Below are 22,943 nucleotides of genomic sequence, written 5' to 3'. Positions count from 1 at the left end.
ATTAGCGCCGCGTCGCCAGCAGGCCGATCAGAAAGCCTACCCCGGCGGCAATTCCCACCGACTGCCATGGGTTGGCCTGTACGTAGTCTTCGGTGGCGGTGACCGCAGCTTTGCTGCGTTCGCGCAGGGAGTCTTCGGTCAGTTGCAGGGTTTCGCGGGCGCGCAACAGACTGTCGTGGATCTGGCTGCGCAGTTCATCAGCTTGATCACCGGCCAGTGTCGCGGTGTGCTCCAGCAACCTCTCGGTGTCATTGACCAGCGTTTGAAAATCCGCCATCAGTATTTCTTGAGCAGTCTTTGCTGTTTTGCTGGCCATGGTTATCTCCGTAGGTGGCTTCTGAATGTTTCGAGTATGAGGCTTGCCGGAAGGTTCAGCGCAATTGCCTGGTACAGCTTTTGCTTTGTCATGGTGCGCAGGCGAGCGATGTTGCGCTGAAGCTGGGCGTAAATGTGGCGCGAGCCATGAAAACCTTAACCTAAATAATTAAAACCCGCGAAAAACCCCTAGCGGCGATTGCCTGTTCGCAATTCCTGCGCCAAAGCGGTTCACCCATACAAAAGCCGTTGCCAAGGCGGGTGCCAATTTGGTGCGAAAAAGGAGTTCTTGAACTGCTTTGGTGCTTTTTCCTGCATTCAGGTCTGCCATCTCCATGGAAAATTTGCAAAGTGCTGTGGACAGTCTGGTCCATAGCTCCAACACGCTGTTCATTCTGATGGGCGCGGTCATGGTCTTGGCCATGCATGCCGGTTTCGCCTTCCTTGAAGTGGGTACGGTCAGGCAAAAAAACCAAGTCAACGCGTTATCGAAGATCCTCAGCGATTTCGCCATTTCGACCTTGGCCTACTTCTTTATAGGCTATTGGATTTCCTATGGCGTCAGTTTCATGCAGCCAGCGGCGGTGATCAGTGCCGATCATGGTTATGGGCTGGTGAAGTTTTTCTTCCTGCTGACCTTTGCTGCGGCGATTCCGGCGATCATCTCCGGGGGGATTGCCGAGCGAGCCAGATTTGCCCCGCAGCTCTGTGCGACGGCGCTGATCGTGGCGTTCATTTATCCTTTCTTTGAAGGCTTGGTGTGGAACGGCAATTTTGGTCTGCAAGCCTGGTTGCTGGCGCGCTTTGGCGCGAGTTTCCATGACTTCGCAGGATCGGTGGTGGTGCACGCCATGGGCGGTTGGCTGGCGCTTGCGGCGGTACTGTTGCTGGGGCCGCGGCAGGGCCGTTACCGCGATGGACGATTGGTGGCCTTCGCACCGTCGAGCATTCCGTTTCTGGCGTTGGGGTCGTGGATCCTGATTGTCGGCTGGTTCGGCTTCAACGTGATGAGTGCGCAAACGCTGCAAGGGCTCAGTGGCCTGGTCGCGGTCAACTCGTTGATGGCGATGGTCGGCGGCACCGTGGCGGCTCTGATCGTCGGTCGCAATGACCCGGGCTTCCTGCATAACGGCCCATTGGCTGGGCTGGTGGCGATTTGCGCAGGTTCCGACTTGATGCACCCGGTCGGCGCACTGGTAACCGGCGCCATTGCCGGGGCTTTGTTCGTGTGGTGCTTCACCGCCGCGCAAGGGAAATGGAAGATTGATGATGTGTTGGGTGTCTGGCCGTTGCATGGGCTTTGCGGCGTCTGGGGCGGGATTGCTTGCGGAATTTTCGGTCAGAGCGCTTTGGGAGGTCTGGGCGGAGTCAGTTTGATCAGCCAGTTGATTGGAACCTCTGTGGGTATCGTCATCGCCTTTGCCGGGGGCTTTGCGGTGTATGGCGCGATCAAGTATTTCCATGGTCTGCGGTTGAGCCAGGAAGAGGAGTATTACGGGGCTGATTTGTCCGTGCACAAGATCGGCGCAGTGAGCCTGGATTGATTGTGCGAATCTGAAATTGCTTTACCTGCAGGAGCCGAGCTTGCTCGCGATAAACGATGGCGAGGCTTGCCTGATGCACCGCGCCGCCTGCATCGCGAGCAAGCTCGGCTCCTACAGGCCTTGTGCTTCCCTTCCATCCGCTTTATTACCCGCCCAGCAATCGCGCTTCACAGGCCTCGAGGGCTGACAAGGTGCCGGACATCAGTACTGTGTCACCTGCCTGCAGGTGGGTGACAGCGTCAGTTGCCAGTTCGTTGCCACCGCGCTGCACGGCCTGCACGTCCACGCCCAGCTGCTCCAGCGCCAGATCGTTCAGCGGCAAGCCGCAGGCATGGGCGCCGGTACCGAGATTGACTGCATGCATCAACACCTTGGGCTGCCCCCGGTTGTCCAGCAGGTTGCTCTGCGCACCGTGATAAAAACCATGCAGAAGGCGATAGCGGTTGTGCCGGACTTCGTCGACGTTGGCCTGGACCTGTTGTTCGGGTAATCCGAGCATGATCAGCGCATGAGAGGCCAGCATCAGGCTTGACTCGAGCAACTCCGGGACAACCTCGTTGGCGCCTGCGGCTTTCAACTCAGCCAATTGGCTGTCATCCCGGGTTCGAACCAGAATCGGGACGTCAGCGTTGATTCGGCGGGCTTCCTTGAGCACGATCAAGGCGATGTCAGTCTTGTCCACGGCAATCACCAGCAACCGTGCCCGCTCGAGTCCGACGGCCGCGAGCAACTCGCCGCGACGTGAGTCGCCATAGTGCACGCAACTTTCACCGGCCGCGGCTTCCTGGACTCGCACCGGGTCGTCATCGAGCGCGATGAATCGCTGTTGTTCGCGCCGCAGAAAACGGCCGATGGACTGGCCCACACGACCATAACCGCAGATCACCACATGCCCGTGCAATTCGGCATTCAGCTCGGTGATTTCTTCCAGTTTCGCCTCCTCATTGGGTTTGCGATGCAAGCGGGCGGCGATGCCTGGGGCTGCGCGCAATAGCAGCGGCGTCAACAGCATCGAACAGAAGGTTGCCGCCAGCAGACGGCCGCTCATGTCGGTGGGCATCAAATTGCTCTGTTGCATCTGCGCCATTAGCGCAAAACAGAATTCGCCTCCTTGAGCCAGTGCCAGTCCGCTACGCCAGGCTGTTTCGCCGTCGCTACCACGCCATTTGACCAGAGCCGCCACCGCGGCGCCCTTGATCAGCAACAGCGCCAGCGTCAGACCCAGGATATATACACCGTGGCTGGCGAATAACTGCAGGTCGATCAACATGCCGATACTGACGAAGAACAACCCCAGCAAAATATCGCGGAACGGCCGGATATCGGCTTCGATCTGATGCCGGTAATGGCTTTCCCCCAGCAGCATGCCGGCTAGAAAGGCACCCAGGGCAGGAGAGAGCCCCAGCAGATGAGTCAACCAGGCGGTCAGTAGCACGATGACCAATGCCAGCAGCACGAACAACTCGGCGGAATGGGACGCGGCGACTTCATGGAACAGTCGTGGCAGCAACCAGCGACTGGCCAAAAGCAGGCCGACAAACAGCACGACAGTTTTCCCCAGGGTGGTCGGCAGCGCCCAATACCAGGCCTGATCACTGCTGCCGGCAAACACTGGAACCAGTGTCAGCAAGAGCACCGCGACCACATCCTGGAACAACAGCACGCCGATTGCATTCTGGCCGTGGCTGCTGAAGATCTCGCCCAGACCGGTCAATTCTTTGCTGACGATGGCGGTCGAAGACAGTGCCAGGCCGGCCCCGAGTAACAAGGCTGAGGTAGTCGGCACTCCGGACAGCAACAACACGCCGCCCAGCAGTACACCTGTAACCAGCACCTGCAGGCTGCCCAGACCGAAGACCACGTGACGTAACGCGAGCATTTTAGACAGGGAGAATTCAAGCCCCAGTGAAAAAAGCAGGAAGACCACGCCCAGCTCGGCCAGGTCCGGTAACTCTTCGCTGTCATTCACCCAGCCGAATGCAGTTGGCCCCACCAGCAGGCCGACGCACAGATAGCCCAACACCAGTGGCAGTTGCAGGCGCCGGAACAGTGCAATCACCACCAGTGACGAGGCGAGGATGATCAACAGGTTTGCGAACACAGAAGTCTCCGGTCAGGGGCGTTGACTGGCAGAGCGTAGAGGCAAAGAAGCCGCGAGCATCGCGCAATCGGCTCTGAGGGAGAATGATCTGCGTCATTCTTGTGTGGAGCTACCTGATGTCGGCGGCTGATGGTTATGTCCGGTCAGGTAAATCCCTTGGCTCGACGTGTTTTCCCGTCGGGCCTAGAATGAATGCCTATTCCTTGGTGGTCTGTTTGTCATGCCTTCTGAATGCCAGCTATTCGGCACCCTTGGTTGCCATCTCTGTGAACTTGCCGAAGCCGAAGTGATGCCCTTGGTCGAGCGCGGTTTGTTGGTGGAACTGGTCGACATTGCCGAAAACGAAGCATGGGTCGAAGACTACGGCTTGCGTATCCCGGTCCTGCGACGTATCGATACCGGTGCCGAACTGGATTGGCCGTTCGATGCCGAGCAGGTCGTAGCTTTTTTGCGTTGATCAATACTGGCTCTGCGCTTGTCGATCCTTCTGTAATCCGTTGGCGAGAGACGTAATATTCGGTTACTGTATGTCTATACAGCTATCGAGTGTTCTGCCATGTCTCTCAGCTGGCGAATCAAGAAAACAGAGGGAAATCCCATGGTCAATGTCGAACAATTGAAGAGCAGCGTGAACCGGATGTCCGCTGACGTCGTCCGCGAGGCCGTGCTCGAATTGCGTCTGGATGGTCTGGTCACGGAAGGGAAAACTCCCTTCAACAAGCTGCACTTCAATACTTGCTTCGCTGAAATCGAAGCCTTGTTTCAGCGTGCGGGTTACCACCGGCAGCTGGATGTGGTGGGTTATCAGGGGGTGTTGTATGCGCTTTATGATCCAGGACGCTGGGAGGCTGTTGATGTACTGCGCTGGCTCAAAGAGTTTACCGAAGCCGCGGCGCAGCCCGGGATGACTCATGCCTGAGGCCGTGAGTTGCCTGTGCCCGAAACTCTCCTAGGTTCACTTGCGCCCTTGCTGGATAATGCCTGCCTGCACTAATGCCCAGAGCCCTTGTATGTCTACGCCATCTTTTAACGCTGCACAGAATCAAGCGAGTACGTTGTATCTGCCTCCGGGCTCATGGCCGACCGTGCTCGAGTGCCTGTGTGAACACTTTCGTGCTATCAGCCGCGAGCAATGGCTGGACCGGATCGCTCGTGGGCGCGTTCTGGACGGCAATGGTGTAGCGATTACCGTTGGCTTGCCATACAGGGAAGGTCTGCGGATACATTATTTTCGTGAGGTGCCTGACGAAAAGCCGATCCCGGTGCTGGAGTCGATTCTCTATGCCGATGAGCATCTGGTCGTTGCGGATAAACCGCACTTTCTACCGGTCACCCCGGCGGGTGAGTATGTTGAACAGACCTTGCTGCGACGTCTGATCCGTCGTCTGGATAACCCGCATTTGGTGCCGTTGCATCGAATCGACCGGCATACGGCGGGGCTTGTGTTGTTTTCGGCCAATCCCGAGAGCCGTTCGGCTTATCAGTCGTTGTTTCCTACCCGCAAAATCGAGAAACGCTACGAGGCTATTGCCCGAGCTTTGCCGGAGTTGTCATTCCCATTGGTTCACAAAAGCCGATTGGTCGATGGCGAACCCTTCTTCCGCATGCAGGAAGGCCCTGGGGTCAGCAACACCGAAACGGCTGTCGCGGTCAGCGAGAAAAATGGTGAGCTTTGGCGTTACGCGTTGTCTCCCGTCACAGGTAAAAAACACCAGTTGCGGGTGCACATGAGTGCGTTGGGGGCGGGTATTTGTAATGACCCGTTCTATCCCGATGTTCTCAAGGATGCCGAAGATGACTATGCGAACCCGCTGAAGCTGCTGGCTCAAGGTTTGCGCTTTATCGACCCGCTGACGGGGCAGGGGCGTCATTTTGAAAGCGAAATCACCTTGCAGTGGTGATTCCCGGTAACGGTTGCGTCAGGTTATTGAGGCGCTGATCGGGACTTTTTTCCCCGTAAAAACGATAAAACCCGCACAAGGCGGGTTTTATCTATATCTGACTGTAGCCGTTGGGCTTACAGGTCTTTAACGGTACGAACCTGATTTTTGTTGATGCGGGTGCGTTTGCCGTCAAGCTGTTCGAACTCGTAGAAACCCGAATCCTTATCAAATCTGGGTGTGTCGACAGACTGGATTTCACGGCCGTCATTCAGAGTGATCACAGCGGGCGATGCGCAACCGGCGAGCGTGGCGAGACCCAGTGCAAGCATCAGGGTGGCGAGTGTCCGTTGAATCATTTGGTGTCTCCGAATTGAATATTTTTGATTACTGATTTGAGAGGTATACAACGCGCGCAAGCTCCTTGGCTAGCGTCAATCCGACACGCTGTTGTGCTGGCGTAACAGCTCAGGGGTATTCAAATTGGCCAGGCGGTGATCGTTTTCGGGGCACTGCAAGGCGTTGGCACCCAGCCTGCGCATGAGTCTGCCCGGGCTGCGTTCACCGTCATCCCAAGCGCTTTGGAAAGCAGCCGCGAGCGCCGTCGGGATAATGCACAGCAGTGGTTCCCAGTGCTCCCCATGGCGCAGCATCAGCGGTTTGTCCGGATGCTGACTGGCGGTTTCGCGCATTGCGTTCAGCAGACTGGCATCAATTTGCGGTACGTCGCAGGGCAATACCAGCAGATGAGTATGTCGAGCAACCGCCAGCCCTGCGCGAATACCGGCCAGTGGGCCAGGGAACTCGTCGCTGTCGTCCTGGACCAATTGGTCGGCAAAGGGCGCGTATTTATCCTGGTTGCGGTTGCAGGAGATGATCAGATCATCACTCAACCCGCGCGTCTTGCGGTGCAGATGAGCAATCAATGGCTGGCCCTGCCACTCCAGCAAACCCTTGTCCTGACCGCCCATGCGTTGCCCGCGCCCGCCCGCCAGGAGGAGAATGGAGCAGGGCGGCAGTTGAGTATTCGAATTCATGAAGCGTCTCCGCAGGGGCAGCGAAACAGGACGCTGTGATATAACACCGGGCTGTTTCTCCTACAACTGGATCGAGCCTATGAAAGCCAAGGCTGATGTACCTTTTGCACCGTTGAACATCGCGGTGTTGACTGTCAGCGACACCCGCACCCTGGAAACCGATACTTCCGGACAGGTCTTCGTCGACCGTCTGAGCGCCGCTGGCCATAACCTGGCCGCGCGGGTTCTGCTTAAAGATGATCTCTACAAAATCCGCGCGCAAGTCGCGACCTGGATAGCCGAAGACGTCGTGCAGGTGGTGTTGATTACCGGCGGTACCGGGTTTACTGGCCGCGATAGCACGCCGGAAGCGGTCAGTTGCCTGCTCGATAAACAGGTCGATGGTTTCGGCGAGTTGTTCCGGCAGATTTCGGTCGCGGACATTGGCACTTCAACCGTGCAATCGCGGGCCTTGGCCGGATTGGCCAATGGCACGCTGGTGTGTTGCCTGCCAGGCTCGACCAATGCAGTTCGCACCGGATGGGACGGGATCCTCGCAGAGCAACTGGACTCGCGGCATCGGCCGTGCAACTTTGTCCCGCATCTGAAACAGTCCGCACCCTGTGAATCCCGTGGATAAGCCGGGCAAGACCGGAGCCTTGATGCCGGTCGAAGACGCGTTGGCCCGCTTGCTGGCCATGGCTCAAGCCTCGCCGATTCGCGAGTGCGAGCAGCTGCCATTGGCACAGGTTCAAGGCCGGGTTTTGGCTGACGATTTGATTTCGACCCTGGATCTACCGCCCTGGCCTAACAGCGCGATGGATGGCTATGCGTTGCGCCTTGCCGACTGGAACGGAGACGCGCTGGCGGTCAGCCAGCGGATATTCGCAGGTCAGGCACCAGAGCCGTTGGCACCGGGCACCTGTGCGAGGATCTTCACCGGCGCTCCCGTGCCCGCAGGGGCCGACTGCGTCGAGATGCAGGAAAATGCTGAAGTGTTGGCCGATGGATGTGTGCGCTTCACCGAAACACTGCGCGCGGGACAGAATATTCGTCCACAAGGCCAGGAAACTACTGTCGGTGAACAGGTGTTGTCGGCGGGCACTCGCCTGGGACCGATCGAGCAAGGTTTGGCTGCTTCCCTGGGCTGCGCGCAGCTGAATGTGATTCGCCGGGTGCGGGTGGCCGTGCTGTCTACTGGTGACGAGCTGATCGAACCAGGACAACCGCTTGGGCCAGGGCAGATCTACAACAGTAATCGCGTGCTGCTGTGCAGCTGGTTGCAGCGCCTGGGTTGCGAAGTGGTTGATGCCGGAATCTTGCCTGATGATCTACCGACCACCCGTAATCGACTCGCTGAGTTGGCAGATGTTGACCTGATCCTTTCCACGGGTGGTGTATCGGTGGGAGAAGCGGATTTCCTCGGTGTCGCCCTGCGTGAAGAAGGTGAGCTGGCGCTGTGGAAACTGGCTATCAAACCCGGAAAACCGCTGACTTTTGGACACTTTAGAGGCGTGCCGGTGATCGGTTTGCCGGGCAATCCTGCGTCGACCCTGGTGACGTTTGCGTTGTTGGCCCGGCCTTATCTGTTGCGCCGACAGGGGGTGGTGGAGGTGCAGCCGTTGCAGTTCCAGGTGCCAGCAGGGTTTGTCTGGCCCAAGCCGGGCAACCGTCGAGAGTACCTGCGAGGGCGCCTGGAACATGGGCGAGCAATCATCTATAAAAATCAGAGCTCCGGGGTATTACGCAGTGCGGCCTGGGCCGAGGGATTGGTTGAAGTGCTGGAGGGGCGCACGCTGGCTGAGGACGACTGGGTGAACTTCATTCCGTTGAGTGAAGTGCTGGGGTGAGCCTTGGCGGCTCAACCGGGCCCGGCCTGAACAGGGCCGGGCGCAGTAATAGTCTGGAGTGGGCTAGCGGATCAGCGCTTGCAGAAGTTGACCGAAACGGCTGTTGGAAATCCAGGCCAGAAGAGTAATCAGCATCAGCAGCGCTGCTGCTACAGCCGAGCAGGCGAGCATGCCCTTGATGGATTTAGCGTTGCCAGGCGATTTATCGAGACCGTTGTGCATATATTCCGGGCGAGCAACCATGCGGCGGGCGTTTACATCGCTGGGTAACGCGCTCCTCTGCAGCTGATCGATACTCGGGTTTGAGCCCCTTGAGAGCCTCTCATTGTTCATGTCCATGCACTTCCTTGTGTGAGGCGTCGTTCGCGCGAAAAACAATGGCTCACGAACGTTCTTCGATTACCTCATTCAGGTCAATTAAGCCGATTCGCAGTGTGCTGTCAGAAAATTTACCGGAGGATGGGCGGCTTGATTCGATAGCTGTCGGGATGATCAATAATCGGTTAGTCATCGAGGCTGATGATCGATCCGCTCCGACCTGCCAGCCATTGCGCGCTGCCCTTCCTGGCCTGGATTCAGTGCCGGAGAAAGGCCCCGTCCGTCGTCGCTGATGAACAGTGCCAGGCCCTGAGTTTTCCTTAACTTCCAACAGACGGTCGACCAGTTCCTGGGGCTGAAACTTGATCGATTTCAGCGAGTGACGATGCTGGACCCAGACGCTGGTCAACACGGCCAGATTCAGCGCCACCAGGCGAAGGGTGCTGGCTGCGCAGCAAGCCTTCGTCGAACGTCCCGCGCGCGCCCCGGTAAGGCGTAAATAGACGAAGCACGCGCAGTGATCGGGGCCAGGTCGACACTGCACAGCTAAAAGTGCGCAGTTTCTGGCCCGACGGCTGGCAGGCTTGTCGACAGGGGTACGCTCTGCGTGACTTTGGCCATCTGGGTGATTTCCACCTGCAACTTATCCTTGCCGACCAGGTCGTCGGCCAGCTTCTGCGAAAACGGCCAGTAGTTCAGTTCGGCAGTCAAGGTGAGCGGCCCGACTGCGTCGGTCGGCACCATGAAGGAGAACGCCCGAATATCGTAGCCCTTGGGCAGAATGCGGTTATCCGAGAGAATTTGCGTGGCATTCCAGACATCGACGTCCAATTCTTTGCCGTCCTTGTCGCCCAGGTGCACTTTGAAGTTTCGCGTGTCGTCCTCGGTCTTACCGTCCTTGATCGAACCCAGCCGATAGAGCTCGCGACCACTGGCATCGAGCACCCGGAAATCAATCCACATCTCCCGTCCCTCCGGAAAGCCGGTCGGCAGCTTGTGCCCGGCGCCGACATTGGCAACTTTGACAGCTACCGAGGTGTATTGCCCGGGAATGATGGCTGCCGGCAGTTGCTGGAACTTTATTTCCCCTGCGCGCGCGAGCATGTCGCGCGAGTGTTGCGCGCCCTCTTCCTGACCGAGATGCTTGAGCACCATAGAGTTGGCTCCGCTGAACCAATGCGAGGCGACCTTTTCGCGGTCTGGCCCCATGATCGCGGCCTTACCCGCAAAACTCGACATATGGCAGCTCTGGCAGGTTTTATCGTCAAGGCTGTAGGAGCTCTCCTGCCATTCGTCATAGGTGCGCTCGACCGCCACACTGCTGAACGGGTGCGTGACGTTGTGGCAGGTGGCGCAAAAGTCCGAGCGCGTGTGCAGAGGGGAATACACGGTGTCGTGATAGGGCGAAACGGCGTCTTTACGCGGGCCGAACTTAGTCGGTTTACCGTGCGCTCGAGGGCTCAAGACATAGGCGCCGTTATCGAGGCCCGTGCGGGCACTGATGTTGTGGCAGGTCTCGCAATCGACCCCAGGCATCGGATGATTCTTCGCGCTGTCTTCAATCGAGGAGCGGTTGAGTTCCGAATTGATCTGCCCGGTCGTGAGACCGATCGGGGTATGGCAGCCGGTGCAGAAGTTATCGACCTTGCCCTCGGTGGCCGAGCTCGCACGCTTGAGCAAGGCCCGATAGATGGGTTCATCCCAGGCTTGGGACATCATCGACGAGCGCCACTGCTTGTAGATCTCAGTATGGCAAGCGCCACATATCTGGGCATTGTCGAAGTCCTTCACATTCAAAACCAGGTTGCCGGTGGTATTGGCCCGATGCGGAAAGAACGGCATACCGCCATTCACATGCATGAGCTTGGAGCGTGCCGGCTCCAGCCATTTTTCATTACCTTGATTGTCATTGCCCTGAGGTTCGTCTGCCGCAACCAGCGTTACCGTCAGCAGGCCGGCTAGAAAGCACAAAAAACGGCGAACTAAAGGTCTGTGCCTGGGCGAGTGTTTGCGTATAGGGTTAAAGCGCAAACCTGCACGCACCACAAAAAACGGCATGAACAATACCGTCAGCGAAATATTCAAGTCGATAATGCTTGGCCTGACATTCTCCGGTACCTTGAATAAGGCCGCGAAAGAGCCGGCGCACATCATCCATAGAATAATAAAAGCTAATAACAAGTGCAGCGCTACCTGCAATAACGTGTGTTTATGGTGGTTCATGAAAGTTTCCCCAAGACGATTGCAGAGGGTGACCGCAACACGTCTATTGAGTTGACAGAGGTACTTCATGATTCATGCCGATGGTTATATGTAATCACTCAATGGGGCACTTACAACTCCCCGACTCTCCACCTTTCATGAACGGGACAAACTCACTCAGCAATTACTCTGCCAGCATTCTGACAAAATATGCGTGACAGCCTGAAAGCCCCGTAAACACTGGCTTGAGCCTGAAGTGAAGGGTTCATCAAAACGCGAATACTGCTGGGTAATGGCACCCATTAGTGGGGGGGGTATACCGAAGTTGGGGGAGTGTGTGACCGCTCTTTCTGCCCGTCGCTGCTCATCTCCGCCCGGCAGGCTTTTAAACTAACGAATGACTCGCTCGACACACAAGATTTTAAAAAAATGACTACTAAAATTTTCCATTGCAGCTAGAGTGAATCTAGGTAGCCGCCACACTGTGACAGGAGGGCATTTCAATTCAGCATATAAAATAGCGCTTCGCCTAATTTGACTACGCTTCACGCCAGCCAACTTCGAGTCGACGTGATAACTCGCGCGAACAGAAATATTTCTGGCCAGGAATTCATCTCGCAAAAGGAAAGTCCCCGAACTCGGCAACCCCAAACTGAATCGAGTAATGTCATCATGAAGAAACACTTGAGCATCCTTCGAACTATCAGCTTGACCTGCGCGGTCGCAGGCGGACTGGTTGCAGTCAGTCCGCCCTACAAGATTGCCCTCGCCGCTAAAGCGCCAGCGCCAGTTACAGCGCCACAGCCAGCAACCGAGCTGCAATTAAACAAACTGCAGTCGCTACGCGGCATGACGCCGCCCGACCCGTCGGGAACCGAGGGCGGACGCAAGGTCGATCTGATGACTGACTACGTGCAAAATCGCGCAGCGGCGATCCAATTGGGCAAGGCCCTTTTCTGGGACATGAACATCGGCAGTGATGGCTCCACCGCTTGCGCGACTTGCCACTTTCACGCCGGGGTCGATCACCGGATCACCAACCAGCTCAATCCCGGCCTGAGTAACACCGATGCGAACGTCGCGTCGCTCTTCAACAAGCCGTTCGCAGCGTCCAGCATTCCTGGCGACGTGGCCTCATTCACGACCAAATCCGGTGGCAAGGGCGGCCCGAACTACACGCTCAAGAAAGCCGACTTCCCGACCCATGTGCTGGCTAATCCGCTCGATCACAATTCGACGATCCTCTACTCGACCGACGATGTGACCGGCTCACAAGGTGTGTTCGACGCCAAGTTCATCATGGCGTCTCAATCGCGTTTCGACAATTGCACGCAGCTGCCGGACGGCATTTTCCATGTGGGTGCCATCAATGTCCGTCGTACTACCGGGCGCAACGCACCTACAGTGATCAACGCCGCCTTCAACGTGCGCAATTTCTGGGATGGTCGGGCCAACAACGTCTTCAATGGCTTCTCGCCGTTCGGCAATCGCGATCCTGATGCTGGCATCTTCGTCACCAACGATGCCAGCGGGATTGCGGCCAAGGTGCGGCTAGCACTCAACGATGCCTCTGCCGCCTCGCAGGCCGTAGGACCTCCCGGCAGCGCAGTCGAAATGTCCTGCGGCGGGCGCACCTTCGCGGACATCGGCCGACGCATGCTCGACAGGCAGTTGCTCACCCAACAGAAGATCGCACCAACCGATTCGGTACTGGGCGCTTTCTCCGGCGCAAACCGACCCACCTACCGTGACATGGTCCAGAAGGTCTTCCAGCCAAGGCTGTGGAACGCGACTCAGCAGGTTTCGCTAGGCAGCACGCCGTATAGCCAGATAGAGGCCAATTTCCCACTCTTCTTCGGGCTCGCGATCCAGATGTACGAATCCACCCTGGTCTCTGATCAGGCGCCGCTGGATGACTACTTGAACGGTAATCGTCAGGCATTGAATGCCCAGCAAGTCACTGGCATGGGTATTTTCACTGGCAAGGGCAAGTGCGTTAAATGCCATGCTGGACCGGAATTGACGAACGCAGCCAGCAGTTTGCGGCTCCTGGCCGGTGGGCGCGTCAACCGTATTACGATGGCTGACAACCTGACGACGCTCCTTGACAGAGGCTTCTTCAACACAGGTGTGCGCTCGACTTCGGAGGACCTGGGGGCCGGCGGTACGGACCCATTTGGTAACCCGCTGTCTTTCACCCGCGAATACAACACCATGCTGCAAGGCGGAAAAGTGCCTGACCCTTTTACTGTCAACGTTTGCACATTCGACGTGCCATTGAGCTCGGCGATACCCTGTGACCCGACGCTCACGCCCAAAGTCGGCTTCCGCGATTCTGTCGATGGGACCTTCAAGACACCGACGCTGCGCAACATCGCTTTGACCGGGCCGTATTTCCACAATGGCAGCCGGGCGACCCTGCAACAGGTCGTGGAGTTCTACAACCGAGGCGGCGACCAGCGCGGCCAGGATGCGAACAACACCAGCGGATTCGACCATCCCAGCGTAAATCAGCACAACGCCTCGAACCTCAGTCCGGATATAAAACCCCTGAGCCTGTCCTCCACTGACATTGACGCACTGGTCAAATTCATGGAAGTCGGGTTGACCGACCCGCGGGTCGCATGGGAACGAGCTCCATTCGATCATCCGGAGCTGTTCATTCCGCAAGGCGCAGTGGGTGACGAAAACAGCGTGACCGCACAGGCGGCTGATCTCACGGCAACGACCCAGCGGGCGGCAGATGCGCTAGTGGTGATTAAACCCGTCGGCGCAGAAGGTCGCACACTCAGTCAGGGACCTTTGCAACCGTTCAACAACGACCTTCCTTGATTTGGATGCAGGGTCCGAACGACTGCAACTCCCAAAGCTAGTTATGTCAGCCAACAAAAAAACCCGCCAAGTGGACCTTGAGCGGGTTTGGCCATTAAGTGAGTCAACTAAGGACATGAGTCATCCAAGGGGCGGCATAATACCACCTGAAATACCGTTGGCCGCGTTCTGGATACAGGTCCAAAGCGTCAGGATTTCAAGATTCTTTGGACGTTGGTAGCCGTTCTTGTCGGGCATTCACCAAAGACTCGGCTGAGAAAGTGAGTAGCCAGTCAGTTGTGTTTGTCGGTCATGGATATGAAGTCTTTAATGGCGATATTGCCGGGTAATGCTCAAGTTGCAGGGCGATCCCTTGACACTGAATATCCGGATCTTTTACGCACTCACACTTGGCGCTCTGCGAGAGAAACCAGCGTAAACGGCTTGGGATGATATGACGGGCCAGACTGACTCTGCCCCACCTGGAAGGCAAATGCATTGATCAGAGAGACTTGTTCACTGTCATCCAGACCGAGCTTGCCGGTATTAAGATCGATGAGTTCGAGTTGCCAGGCCATCAAGGTAAAGCAGTCTTTCAAGGCATCCAGAGCCTGATCGTGCAGGTCCATATGGTTTCGCGCGTGGGTTAGCAAACCATGAATATGCCGCGAGAATTCGGAAACTGCCTGGATTGCCAGTGCATCAGCCTTGTTGGCAAGCCTGAGCAGAGTACTCAGCATGCAGTCGATGGCGTCCTTGTCATTGCTGATCAGTTGCAGATGACTCAGGCATTCCTCTGACTTGGCCAATAGCGATTCAGCTTCGAGGAGAAACTCGGGAAGTCTTTGAGGCCACTCTTTTCCGCCGTTCAGCATGCTTTTCTCCACAACATCATGTCAGGTGGGGCGAATGACCATAATCTAATGCAGACTTTTGAGCGGTGTCTGTAGTCTATTTCTGATTGTTGCTGGTCTGAGATAAGCAGTGTGTTTGTTCTCGGCGAATCATTCAACAAGCCTGAAGAGGCAATCTTTAACTGGCTGGAGATAGCCAGCCGTAGGGGCCGAATGGCACAGGCAAGTAAACGGGAAATGGCGCCTGGCCGCGGTCCTGTAATCACTGACAAAAGCCTGACTCCATTCATGCTACGAGAATGACATCACATTAATGGCTATTTGATACTGCGAGTATCAGGTCGGACCTGATTGTCAGTAGGGGATTCCCTTAGATAAGGGGACCTTGTGTAGACACCGAGGTCACGTGATGGGAAATGCAGCTGATTGAATGACGAAGCCAGTAGAGCATGATGTCAGTATGATATCGGTGTTGTTGCATGTCATTTTGTTTGAGGGTCAAGGTCCGGCGCAATCCGCCGATAACTCTCTTTAGTGAATTCATCAGAACACGCCCAGGAGTCATTAATGGCTGGCATTCTCGACACGGTAGATCAACGCACGCAGCTGGTGGGTGAGAATCGCCTGGAAATTCTCATGTTCCGTCTGGCCGGTCGGCAGCTTTTTGCGATCAACGTCTTCAAGGTGCAGGAAGTGTTGCAGTTGCCCAAGTTGACGCTGATGCCTCAGCGCCATCCGTTTGTTTGCGGCGTGGTCAATCTGCGCGGCCAGACACTGCCGGTAATTGATCTGTCCCAGGCGATCGGCATGCGACCTCTGGTGCCAGGACCTGATAGCACGATCATCGTGACCGAGTACAACCGTTCTGTGCAGGCGTTCCTGGTGGGTGGGGTCGATCGCATCGTCAACATGAACTGGGAAGCGATTCTGCCACCGCCGACCAGCGCCGGTCGCCAGCATTACCTGACCGCCATCAGCAAGGTCGACGATCAACTGGTCGAGATCATTGATGTGGAAAAAGTACTGGCCGAAATCGTGCCGTACAACGCCAAGGTGTCTCGCGACAAGCTCGATCACCCAGTGCTGGCGCGTGCCCGCGGTCGCGAAATGTTGTTGGTCGATGATTCCAAGGTGGCCTTGTCGCAATTGCGCGATACCCTGGGCCAGCTTGGGGTGAAGATGCACATCGCCAGCGACGGTCTCAAGGCGCTGAACATGCTCAAGGCCTGGGCCGACACCGGTGTGGTCATGACTGACAAGCTGCTGATGATCTTCACTGATGCGGAAATGCCAGAGATGGATGGCTACCGTCTGACCACTGAAATCCGTAACGACCCGCGCCTGCGCGGTTTGTATGTGGTACTTCACACCTCGTTATCCGGCAGCTTCAACGATTCGATGGTGAAAAAGGTTGGTTGCGACAACTTCTTGTCCAAATTCCAGCCGGACAAACTGGTCGACGTGGTCCGTCAGCGTTTGATGCTGGACGAAGTCCCCGCCTGAGAACCTCTAAAACAGACCTGTAGGAGCCGAGCTTGCTCGCGATGGAAGTTAACGATAACGCGCGCTTGCTGAATAAACGCGCCGCCCTTGAGTCCATCGTCGGAACGCCGCCCGGACCAATCGAGCGTCGATCGGCTGCTCCTACAGGGGCACAGCGCAGTCTGCCTTTGATTCAGCGATCGAGCTCGTATAGGGTGGCGTTTTGGCCCAACAGGGAGCTGGCTCATGCTGCGTCTCAGCGCGCTTTATCGTTACCCACTCAAGTCCGGCAAGGGCGAACCGTTGCAACAGATCACCCTGGATAAACTGGGGCTGGACGGGGATCGACGCTGGATGTTGGTGGATGAGGCCAGTGGACATTTCCTGACCCAGCGTGCGGTACCGCAAATGAGCCAGCTCTCGGCCTTGTGGAATGCGGCTGGCGGCCTGACCCTCAGTGCTCCAGGCCGTTCCCCCATCGACGTCTCTTTACCCGACGACCACGCTGAACTGCGCGGTGTGACCATCTGGCGCGACACCTTGCGGGTTCCGGATGCGGGCGATCAGGCGGGTGCCTGGCTGAGTGAGTTCATTGGCAAACCTACACGGCTGGTGCAGGTGCCGCTCGAGCGCGCGCGCACCACTCAGGCTGGCTATGGTAGAGACGACGATCAAGTCGCGTTTGCCGATGGCTTTCCGCTGTTGCTGATCGGTCAGGCTTCGCTTGACGACTTGTCGAGCCGCGTCGGCCGCCCGCTGGAAATGCTGCGTTTTCGCCCCAACCTGGTGATCGAAGGCAGTGAAGCCTTTGCCGAGGATGGCTGGAAGCGGATTCGCATCGGCGACGTCGAGTTCCGGGTGGTCAAGCCTTGCTCGCGCTGCATCCTGACCACCATCGACCCGCAGACGGGTGCGCGCAGTGAGGATCGTGAACCCTTGGCCACGCTTCAAAAATACCGGGCGCAAGAAGGTGGCGCAATGTTCGGCCAGAACCTGGTCAACGACGGCAATGGCCGGCTTGAAGTCGGTATGCCGGTGACGATTGTCGAATAATGAACGGTCCTGAATGAAAAATGCCCGTATCGCTTGATACGGGCATTTTTGTATTCGCCGCAAAAAAACCGGGTTTCAGATCGGTTTTAGCCGCGGTATTCGCACAGGTAAGCAGTGTCGACTGCGACTTTCAGTTGGAACTTGCTGTTGGCCGGGACATTGAACTGGCTGCCAGCGGCGAAGGTTTCCCAGTCACTGCTCTCAGGCAGTTTGACGGTCAGTGCGCCGGAGACCACGTGCATGATTTCCCGCTGGCTGGTGCCGAATTCGTATTCGCCCGGTGCCATGACGCCGATAGTTGCCGGACCTTCGGCGGTTCCGAAGGCAATCGACTTGACGGTGCCGTCGAAGTACTCGTTGACTTTAAACATGGGAGATTCCTCGAAATGGGCTAAAAAGGCTGGCCAGTATGCACAAGCCTAAATAGCTCGTCACCCCTCTAGACCGGAAGAATCAGCGGTAATAAGCGTGCTGTGTTACGCGCATCGTAGCAACTGCCGAGCCTGCGAGGCTGCGTTCGAGCCGGGGTCGCGCTCGACCGAAGTCCTCGCCAATCCGCTGTACGCGGTTTGCTTGAAAGAACCCATTGCCTGATTTAACGACCGCTTCGCAGTCGAACGCAGCCTCGCAGGCTCGGCAGCTGCTACGGCGCGGTATTTCAGCTTTAGATCGGAAGACTCAGCGGTAACAGGCGTGCGGTATTGCGTGCATCCTCCAGTGCCCGATGCTGTTGACCACTGAACTGCATCCCGGCCAATTGCAGCGCACCATTAAGCCCCAGCGGGCGCTCCAGTCGACGGGCCTTGGCAAAGCGCTGCTTGAGGTTAATGTGGGGCACCTGGCTCAGCGCACTGTGCAACTGCAGTCGCTGCCATTCCTGTTCCAGTTGCTTGCGATCGTAATCCCCCCAACTGGCCCAGCCGTCGAGACGCGATTGATGCTGGCCGAGCCAGCGCTCAAACAGCGGCCAGACCTCGGTCAAGGGCTGGGCGGCGTCGATATTGGCCTGGGTGATATGCGTCAACTCGCGACAGAAGGGCGTCAGCAGTGGCCGACGCAACGGGCGCACGAATCGCTGAAAGCTATCCAGCTCCCGGCCTTCGCGGTTCACCAGTGTGGCGCCGATTTCGATGATTTCCATCTCGGCCACAGGCCAGCCTCCTTCATCTGTTGTCGCTTCAAGGTCTATTACCAGCCAGTGAGGCATCGCAGGCTTCCTGATATCCGCATCCTTATGAGGCTTGAGCGTAGCCAAACCCGACGGATCCGCCTAGTGGCCTGTGTGGTTGGTTCTGTTAGTCAACTTCGGCGCCACAAGCCCCTATCCTGCGTTGCTGTTCCTCGCCATAGCGGGCTATGACTCGTCACAGCGCCTTGGCCAGGGACTTCCGGCATCCGAATTTGAACTGACGAACTAACCGTACAGGCCACTAGATGACCTCGAGTAGTATTTGTCGGTTTTTTACTTGATCGCCCAGGCTGACTTGTATTCGTTTGATCACCCCGTCGATCCCTGCTTTGAGCGGATGCTCCATCTTCATCGCTTCGAGCACCAGCAATAGCTGGCCTTTAGTGACCTGGCTGCCTTCTCTGACCAGGACGTCGACGATGGCGCCATCCATTGGTGCTTTCAGGGTGCCGGAGCTGACGCAGGCCTGACTGCCGACCAGCGCCCGGGTTTGATCGCGCAAGTGCAGGCTGCCGGGACGGGTGAACAACCACAAGTGCCCGGCGTCGAGCCGATAGGCGTAACGGCGGCGGATGCCATTGATTTCAAGATTGACCCAGCGGTCGTCGCCATCGAGCAACTTCAGTTCGAGTGTTTTCCCTGCTTGCTGAACCTGAAACTGTCTGGACGCCAAAGCGGTCAGTTCCAGCGACCACTGCACATCATCCAGGCCGATCCGGTAATGCTGCGCAACACTGGCGCTGTTGCGCCAACCCGCCAGCTCGGTTGAATGGAGACTGGCCGACTGTTGATAGAACAACGCGGCGGCGATGGCCAGTTCCTCAAAGGTTGGTGTGTGCGGGCGCAAGCTGGGGTCGTCGGCGAAGTGCTGGGCAATGAATGCCGTACTGAACTCGCCGGCAATGAACTGCGGGTGTTCAAGCAGATTGGCCAGCAAGCGTTGATTGCTCTGCAGGCCCAGTAACACGCAGTCCTCGACCGCTCGCAGTAACTTGCGTCGCGCCTCTTCCCGAGTGTCGCCATGGGCGATGATCTTGCCCAGCAGCGGGTCATAGAACGGGCTGATAGTCTGGCCCTCGAGCAGGCCATGGTCGAAGCGCACGCGGTCCTGCAGTGCCGGTTCCCAGCGCGCGACCTGACCTGCCTGTGGCAGAAAATCCTCTGCCGGGTCTTCGGCGTACAGCCGCACTTCAATGGCATGGCCCTTGAGTTCGACCTGCTCCTGACGCAATGGCAGCGGCAGTCCGGCGGCGACGTTCAGTTGCCAGGCCACCAGGTCCAGGCCGGTAATCAGTTCAGTCACCGGATGCTCGACCTGCAAGCGGGTGTTCATCTCCAGAAAGTAAAACTGCCCGCGCTGATCCAGCAGAAACTCCACCGTACCGGCACCGACGTAGTTCACCGCGCGACCGGCCTTGAGTGCTGCTTCGCCCATGGCCTGGCGCAACTCGGCGGTCATCACCGGGCAGGGCGCTTCTTCGATGACTTTCTGATGACGGCGCTGGATCGAGCAATCGCGCTCGCCAAGGTAGATCAGGTTGCCGTACTGGTCGCCGAACAGTTGGATTTCCACGTGTCGCGGTTCGATCAGTGCGTGTTCCAGAATCAGCTCGTCGCTGCCAAATGCGTGCAGGGCTTCGGAGCGCGCGGTGCGGATTTGCGCCAGCAATTCGCGGGCCTCATGCACCAGGCGCATGCCGCGCCCGCCACCACCGGCACTGGCCTTGATCATCAATGGATAACCGATGCGTTCGGCTTCGCGACTCAGGGTGGCATCGTCCTGTTCCTTGCCTTGATAACCGCCGATGCACGGCACGCCCGCGGCGAGCATGGCGACTTTGGACAGCCGTTTGCTGCCCATCAGCTCAATGGCTTCGGGGCCGGGACCGATAAAGGTGATCCCGGCACGTTTGCAGGCCGTGGCGAATGCGGCGTTTTCCGATAAAAAACCGTAACCGGGATGGATCGCATCGGCGCCGCTGCGCTGTGCCGCGTCGATGATGGCAGCGATGTTCAAGTAGGACTGCTGCACGGGTGGTGGGCCAATGTTCACCGCTTCGTCGGCCAGGCGAACATGGCGTGCGTCGGCATCGGCGTCACTGAATACCGCGACTGTGCGGTAACCCAGCGCCTGGGCCGTGCTCTGGATGCGACAGGCGATTTCACCGCGATTGGCGATCAGGATTTTGCGCAAGGCGGGCATGGGGCGGTTCCTTGGGATCTGTGTTGTTTGTGCTGCCGTCATCGCTGTAGGAGCAGCCGGTCGACGCTCCTACAAGGCCGTTTTAGGGCGCCCAGACCGGTGGGCGTTTCTGTAGGAAAGCGGTGGTCCCCTCGATACCTTCCGGCCCGGTCACGGCAGCGCTGAACCAATCGGCAGCCTGATCCAGCAATGCCCCCTGAGGTTGTTCGGAACTGGCCAGCAGCAGGGCTTTGGTTGCGGCATTGGCACCCGGTGCGCAACACAAGACATGCGCAAGCACCTCGTCGAGACGTTCGGCCAGGGCTTGCGGATCGTTTTCGACAAAATGCACCAGACCCAGACGCTCAGCTTCGTTGCCGTCAAAGCGTGCCGCGGTCAGGGCCAGCCGGCGAGCCTGGGTCAAACCGATGCGCTTGACCACGAACGGCGCGATTTGCGCCGGCAGCAAACCAAGGCTGGTTTCCGGCATGCCGAATTGCGCTTGATGATCGGCTATCGCGATATCGCTGACACAGGCCAGACCGAAACCACCGCCCAGAACCGCGCCTTGTAACAGGGCGATCACCACTTGCGGCGCTTGTTCAGTCTCTTCCAGCAGGGCGCCGAAGGCGCGGTTCAGCTCACGATAAGCCGTCGGCCCTTGGGCGCGGGCGTTGGCCATGTCTTTCAAATCACCACCGGCCGAGAAGTGGCCGTCGGCGCCGCCAATGACCAGCGCACGGATCTGCCGGTCATCATGCACCGCCGCCAGCACTGCGCGCAGCTCCGCGACCATTTGTAAACTCATGGCGTTGCGGCTTTCAGGTCGGTTCAAGGTGATATGCAACACGCCGCTGTGGGGCTCCAGCAGCAGCGTTTCGCAGGCGGGTAGCGGGCTCATGGTTTTTTCCCGGGCAGGATGCCCATCAGTTTGCAGATGATGCCCAGCATGATTTCGTCGGCGCCTCCGCCAATCGAGACCAGCCGCACATCGCGATAGGCACGGGCTACCGGGTTGTCCCACATGAAGCCCATGCCGCCCCAATATTGCAGGCAGCTGTCGCTGACTTCCCGGCCCAGACGCCCGGCCTTGAGCTTGGCCATGGAGGCGAGGCGCGTGACGTCCTGACCTTTGATGTATTGCTCGGTGGCCTGATAGACCAGCGCGCGCAGGCATTCGATTTCGGTTTGCAACTCGGCCAGACGGAAATGAATCACCTGGTTGTCGATCAGTGCGTTGCCGAACGTCTTGCGCTCCTTGCAGTACTCGATGGTGCTGTCGACGCAGTATTCCAGGCCCTTGAGCATGTTCGCAGCACCGAACAGGCGTTCTTCCTGAAACTGCAGCATCTGCATCATGAACCCTGCGCCTTCATGGCCGATACGGTAACGCTTCGGCACGCGCACGTTGTCGAAAAACACCTGGGCGGTTTCCGAACTGCGCATGCCGAGCTTGTCCAGATGCGGGCCGAGGCTGACGCCGGGGCTGTTCATCGGCACGATGATCAGCGATTTGTTGACGTGGGGTTTGTCGTCCGAGGTGTTGGCCAGCAGGCAGATGAAATCGGCGCTTGGCGAGTTGGTGATCCACATCTTGCTGCCGTTGATCACATAGTCGTCGCCGTCTTTGCGGGCGGTGGTTTTCAGCCCGGCGACGTCGGAGCCGGCGCCGACTTCGGAGACGCCGATGCAGCCGACGTATTCGCCGCTGATGGCAGGGCGCAGAAATTCTTCGCGCAGTTCATCAGAGCCGAAGCGCGCCAGCGCAGGCGTGCACATGTCGGTCTGCACACCGATGGACATCGGTATACCGCCGCAATGAATGGTGCCGAACTCTTCGGCGGCGACGATCGAGTAGCCGTAGTCCAGCCCCATGCCGCCAAATTTTTCCGGCTTGGAAATACCTAACAGCCCCAACTCGCCGGCCTTGCGGAAAATCTCATGAATGGGAAAGCGCCCGGCCTTTTCCCATTCTTCGACGTGAGGATTGATCTGGCGATCGACAAAATTACGTATCGTGCGACGCAGTTCTTCGTGTTCCCGGGTGAAGATCATTTTTATTGTTCTCCTCAAGCTCCGATCGTTCCCACGTCGAGGCGTCGAACCGTCTGCGTGGTAACGCCTCTCTGGACGCTCTGCGTCCGCT

Annotated in this window: 21 protein-coding genes and 1 pseudogene; 9 read left to right on the top strand and 13 right to left on the bottom strand. The window is 57.8% G+C overall.

Annotated features, from left to right (window positions below):
- Position 1: 1 nt before the first annotated feature.
- Positions 2-316: an ElaB/YgaM/YqjD family protein gene (locus tag AC07UI_RS10595; RefSeq protein WP_419116508.1), complete on the bottom strand. Its 315-nt coding sequence runs from the start codon at positions 314-316 to the stop codon at positions 2-4.
- Positions 317-650: 334 nt separating this feature from the next.
- On the opposite strand from AC07UI_RS10595, the gene AC07UI_RS10590 reads away from it, so the two are divergent.
- Entirely contained in the window at positions 651-1,859 is a 1,209-nt protein-coding gene (locus tag AC07UI_RS10590) for an ammonium transporter (protein ID WP_494992443.1), read from the top strand.
- Between the two features lie 145 nt (positions 1,860-2,004).
- Here the strand turns inward: AC07UI_RS10590 and AC07UI_RS10585 are convergent, their stop codons facing one another.
- Positions 2,005-3,960: a monovalent cation:proton antiporter family protein gene (locus AC07UI_RS10585; protein ID WP_494992442.1), complete on the bottom strand. Its 1,956-nt coding sequence runs from the start codon at positions 3,958-3,960 to the stop codon at positions 2,005-2,007.
- Between the two features lie 220 nt (positions 3,961-4,180).
- Here AC07UI_RS10585 and AC07UI_RS10580 point away from each other — a divergent pair, with 220 nt between their 5' ends.
- The 3 genes from AC07UI_RS10580 (at position 4,181) to AC07UI_RS10570 (ending at position 5,861) form a co-directional block, all read left to right on the top strand.
- Positions 4,181-4,417: a glutaredoxin family protein gene (locus AC07UI_RS10580; protein WP_494992441.1), complete on the top strand. Its 237-nt coding sequence runs from the start codon at positions 4,181-4,183 to the stop codon at positions 4,415-4,417.
- Between the two features lie 141 nt (positions 4,418-4,558).
- Positions 4,559-4,879, top strand: coding sequence for a transcriptional regulator (locus AC07UI_RS10575; RefSeq protein ID WP_494992440.1), 321 nt, complete (start codon positions 4,559-4,561; stop codon positions 4,877-4,879).
- Positions 4,880-4,970: 91 nt separating this feature from the next.
- The gene (locus AC07UI_RS10570) at positions 4,971-5,861 is read left to right on the top strand and encodes a pseudouridine synthase (protein WP_494992439.1); all 891 of its coding nucleotides are present in this window, start codon (positions 4,971-4,973) and stop codon (positions 5,859-5,861) included.
- A 116-nt stretch (positions 5,862-5,977) separates the two neighbouring features.
- Here AC07UI_RS10570 and AC07UI_RS10565 read toward each other — a convergent pair whose 3' ends face one another.
- Together AC07UI_RS10565 and mobA are read right to left on the bottom strand one after the other, a co-directional pair.
- The gene (locus AC07UI_RS10565; protein WP_494992438.1) at positions 5,978-6,199 is read right to left on the bottom strand and encodes a YgdI/YgdR family lipoprotein; all 222 of its coding nucleotides are present in this window, start codon (positions 6,197-6,199) and stop codon (positions 5,978-5,980) included.
- 75 nt (positions 6,200-6,274) lie between these two features.
- On the bottom strand, positions 6,275-6,877 hold the full coding sequence (gene mobA / locus AC07UI_RS10560) for a molybdenum cofactor guanylyltransferase MobA (protein ID WP_494992437.1): 603 nt from the start codon (positions 6,875-6,877) through the stop codon (positions 6,275-6,277).
- Positions 6,878-6,956: 79 nt separating this feature from the next.
- On the opposite strand from mobA, the gene moaB reads away from it, so the two are divergent.
- Together moaB and AC07UI_RS10550 are read left to right on the top strand one after the other, a co-directional pair.
- On the top strand, positions 6,957-7,496 hold the full coding sequence (moaB, locus tag AC07UI_RS10555; RefSeq protein WP_494992436.1) for a molybdenum cofactor biosynthesis protein B: 540 nt from the start codon (positions 6,957-6,959) through the stop codon (positions 7,494-7,496).
- Between the two features lie 22 nt (positions 7,497-7,518).
- Positions 7,519-8,706 carry a molybdopterin molybdotransferase MoeA gene (locus tag AC07UI_RS10550; RefSeq protein WP_494992435.1) on the top strand — a complete coding sequence of 396 codons (1,188 nt, stop codon included), beginning with the start codon at positions 7,519-7,521 and terminating at the stop codon, positions 8,704-8,706.
- Positions 8,707-8,769: 63 nt separating this feature from the next.
- Here AC07UI_RS10550 and AC07UI_RS10545 read toward each other — a convergent pair whose 3' ends face one another.
- The 3 genes and pseudogenes from AC07UI_RS10545 to AC07UI_RS10535 form a co-directional block, all read right to left on the bottom strand.
- Positions 8,770-9,045: a hypothetical protein gene (locus AC07UI_RS10545; RefSeq protein ID WP_494992434.1), complete on the bottom strand. Its 276-nt coding sequence runs from the start codon at positions 9,043-9,045 to the stop codon at positions 8,770-8,772.
- Between the two features lie 292 nt (positions 9,046-9,337).
- Positions 9,338-9,457 (bottom strand): annotated as a pseudogene (locus tag AC07UI_RS10540) (sensor histidine kinase); the annotation flags it as partial.
- Between the two features lie 113 nt (positions 9,458-9,570).
- Positions 9,571-11,247, bottom strand: coding sequence for a multiheme c-type cytochrome (locus tag AC07UI_RS10535; RefSeq protein ID WP_494992433.1), 1,677 nt, complete (start codon positions 11,245-11,247; stop codon positions 9,571-9,573).
- Positions 11,248-11,898: 651 nt separating this feature from the next.
- Between AC07UI_RS10535 and AC07UI_RS10530 the strand changes: the two genes are divergently transcribed.
- Positions 11,899-14,058 carry a cytochrome-c peroxidase gene (locus AC07UI_RS10530; RefSeq protein WP_494992432.1) on the top strand — a complete coding sequence of 720 codons (2,160 nt, stop codon included), beginning with the start codon at positions 11,899-11,901 and terminating at the stop codon, positions 14,056-14,058.
- 383 nt (positions 14,059-14,441) lie between these two features.
- On the opposite strand, the gene AC07UI_RS10525 is transcribed toward AC07UI_RS10530, so the two are convergent.
- Positions 14,442-14,912, bottom strand: coding sequence for a hypothetical protein (locus tag AC07UI_RS10525; protein ID WP_494992431.1), 471 nt, complete (start codon positions 14,910-14,912; stop codon positions 14,442-14,444).
- 546 nt (positions 14,913-15,458) lie between these two features.
- On the opposite strand from AC07UI_RS10525, the gene AC07UI_RS10520 reads away from it, so the two are divergent.
- Entirely contained in the window at positions 15,459-16,394 is a 936-nt protein-coding gene (locus AC07UI_RS10520) for a chemotaxis protein CheV (RefSeq protein WP_494992430.1), read from the top strand.
- A gap of 225 nt (positions 16,395-16,619) precedes the next feature.
- The gene (locus tag AC07UI_RS10515; protein WP_494992429.1) at positions 16,620-17,426 is read left to right on the top strand and encodes an MOSC domain-containing protein; all 807 of its coding nucleotides are present in this window, start codon (positions 16,620-16,622) and stop codon (positions 17,424-17,426) included.
- An 86-nt stretch (positions 17,427-17,512) separates the two neighbouring features.
- Here AC07UI_RS10515 and ppnP read toward each other — a convergent pair whose 3' ends face one another.
- From ppnP to atuD, 5 genes are all read right to left on the bottom strand, one after another.
- The gene (ppnP, locus tag AC07UI_RS10510; protein WP_258699842.1) at positions 17,513-17,797 is read right to left on the bottom strand and encodes a pyrimidine/purine nucleoside phosphorylase; all 285 of its coding nucleotides are present in this window, start codon (positions 17,795-17,797) and stop codon (positions 17,513-17,515) included.
- Positions 17,798-18,090: 293 nt separating this feature from the next.
- On the bottom strand, positions 18,091-18,633 hold the full coding sequence (locus AC07UI_RS10505; RefSeq protein WP_494992428.1) for a 3'-5' exonuclease: 543 nt from the start codon (positions 18,631-18,633) through the stop codon (positions 18,091-18,093).
- Positions 18,634-18,856: 223 nt separating this feature from the next.
- Positions 18,857-20,818: an acetyl/propionyl/methylcrotonyl-CoA carboxylase subunit alpha gene (locus AC07UI_RS10500; protein ID WP_494992427.1), complete on the bottom strand. Its 1,962-nt coding sequence runs from the start codon at positions 20,816-20,818 to the stop codon at positions 18,857-18,859.
- Between the two features lie 82 nt (positions 20,819-20,900).
- Positions 20,901-21,698, bottom strand: a complete 798-nt coding sequence (locus AC07UI_RS10495) for an enoyl-CoA hydratase/isomerase family protein (protein WP_494992426.1) — start codon at positions 21,696-21,698, stop codon at positions 20,901-20,903.
- Positions 21,695-22,852: a citronellyl-CoA dehydrogenase gene (atuD, locus tag AC07UI_RS10490; protein WP_494992425.1), complete on the bottom strand. Its 1,158-nt coding sequence runs from the start codon at positions 22,850-22,852 to the stop codon at positions 21,695-21,697. Before atuD ends, AC07UI_RS10495 begins: the two co-directional genes overlap by 4 nt.
- Between the last annotated feature and the right edge of the window lie 91 nt (positions 22,853-22,943).

Source organism: Pseudomonas sp. GW821-FHT04C07, from assembly GCF_059420325.1.
Note: the sequence above shows the minus strand (reverse complement) of the source record. Positions and strands in the feature narration are given on the sequence as shown.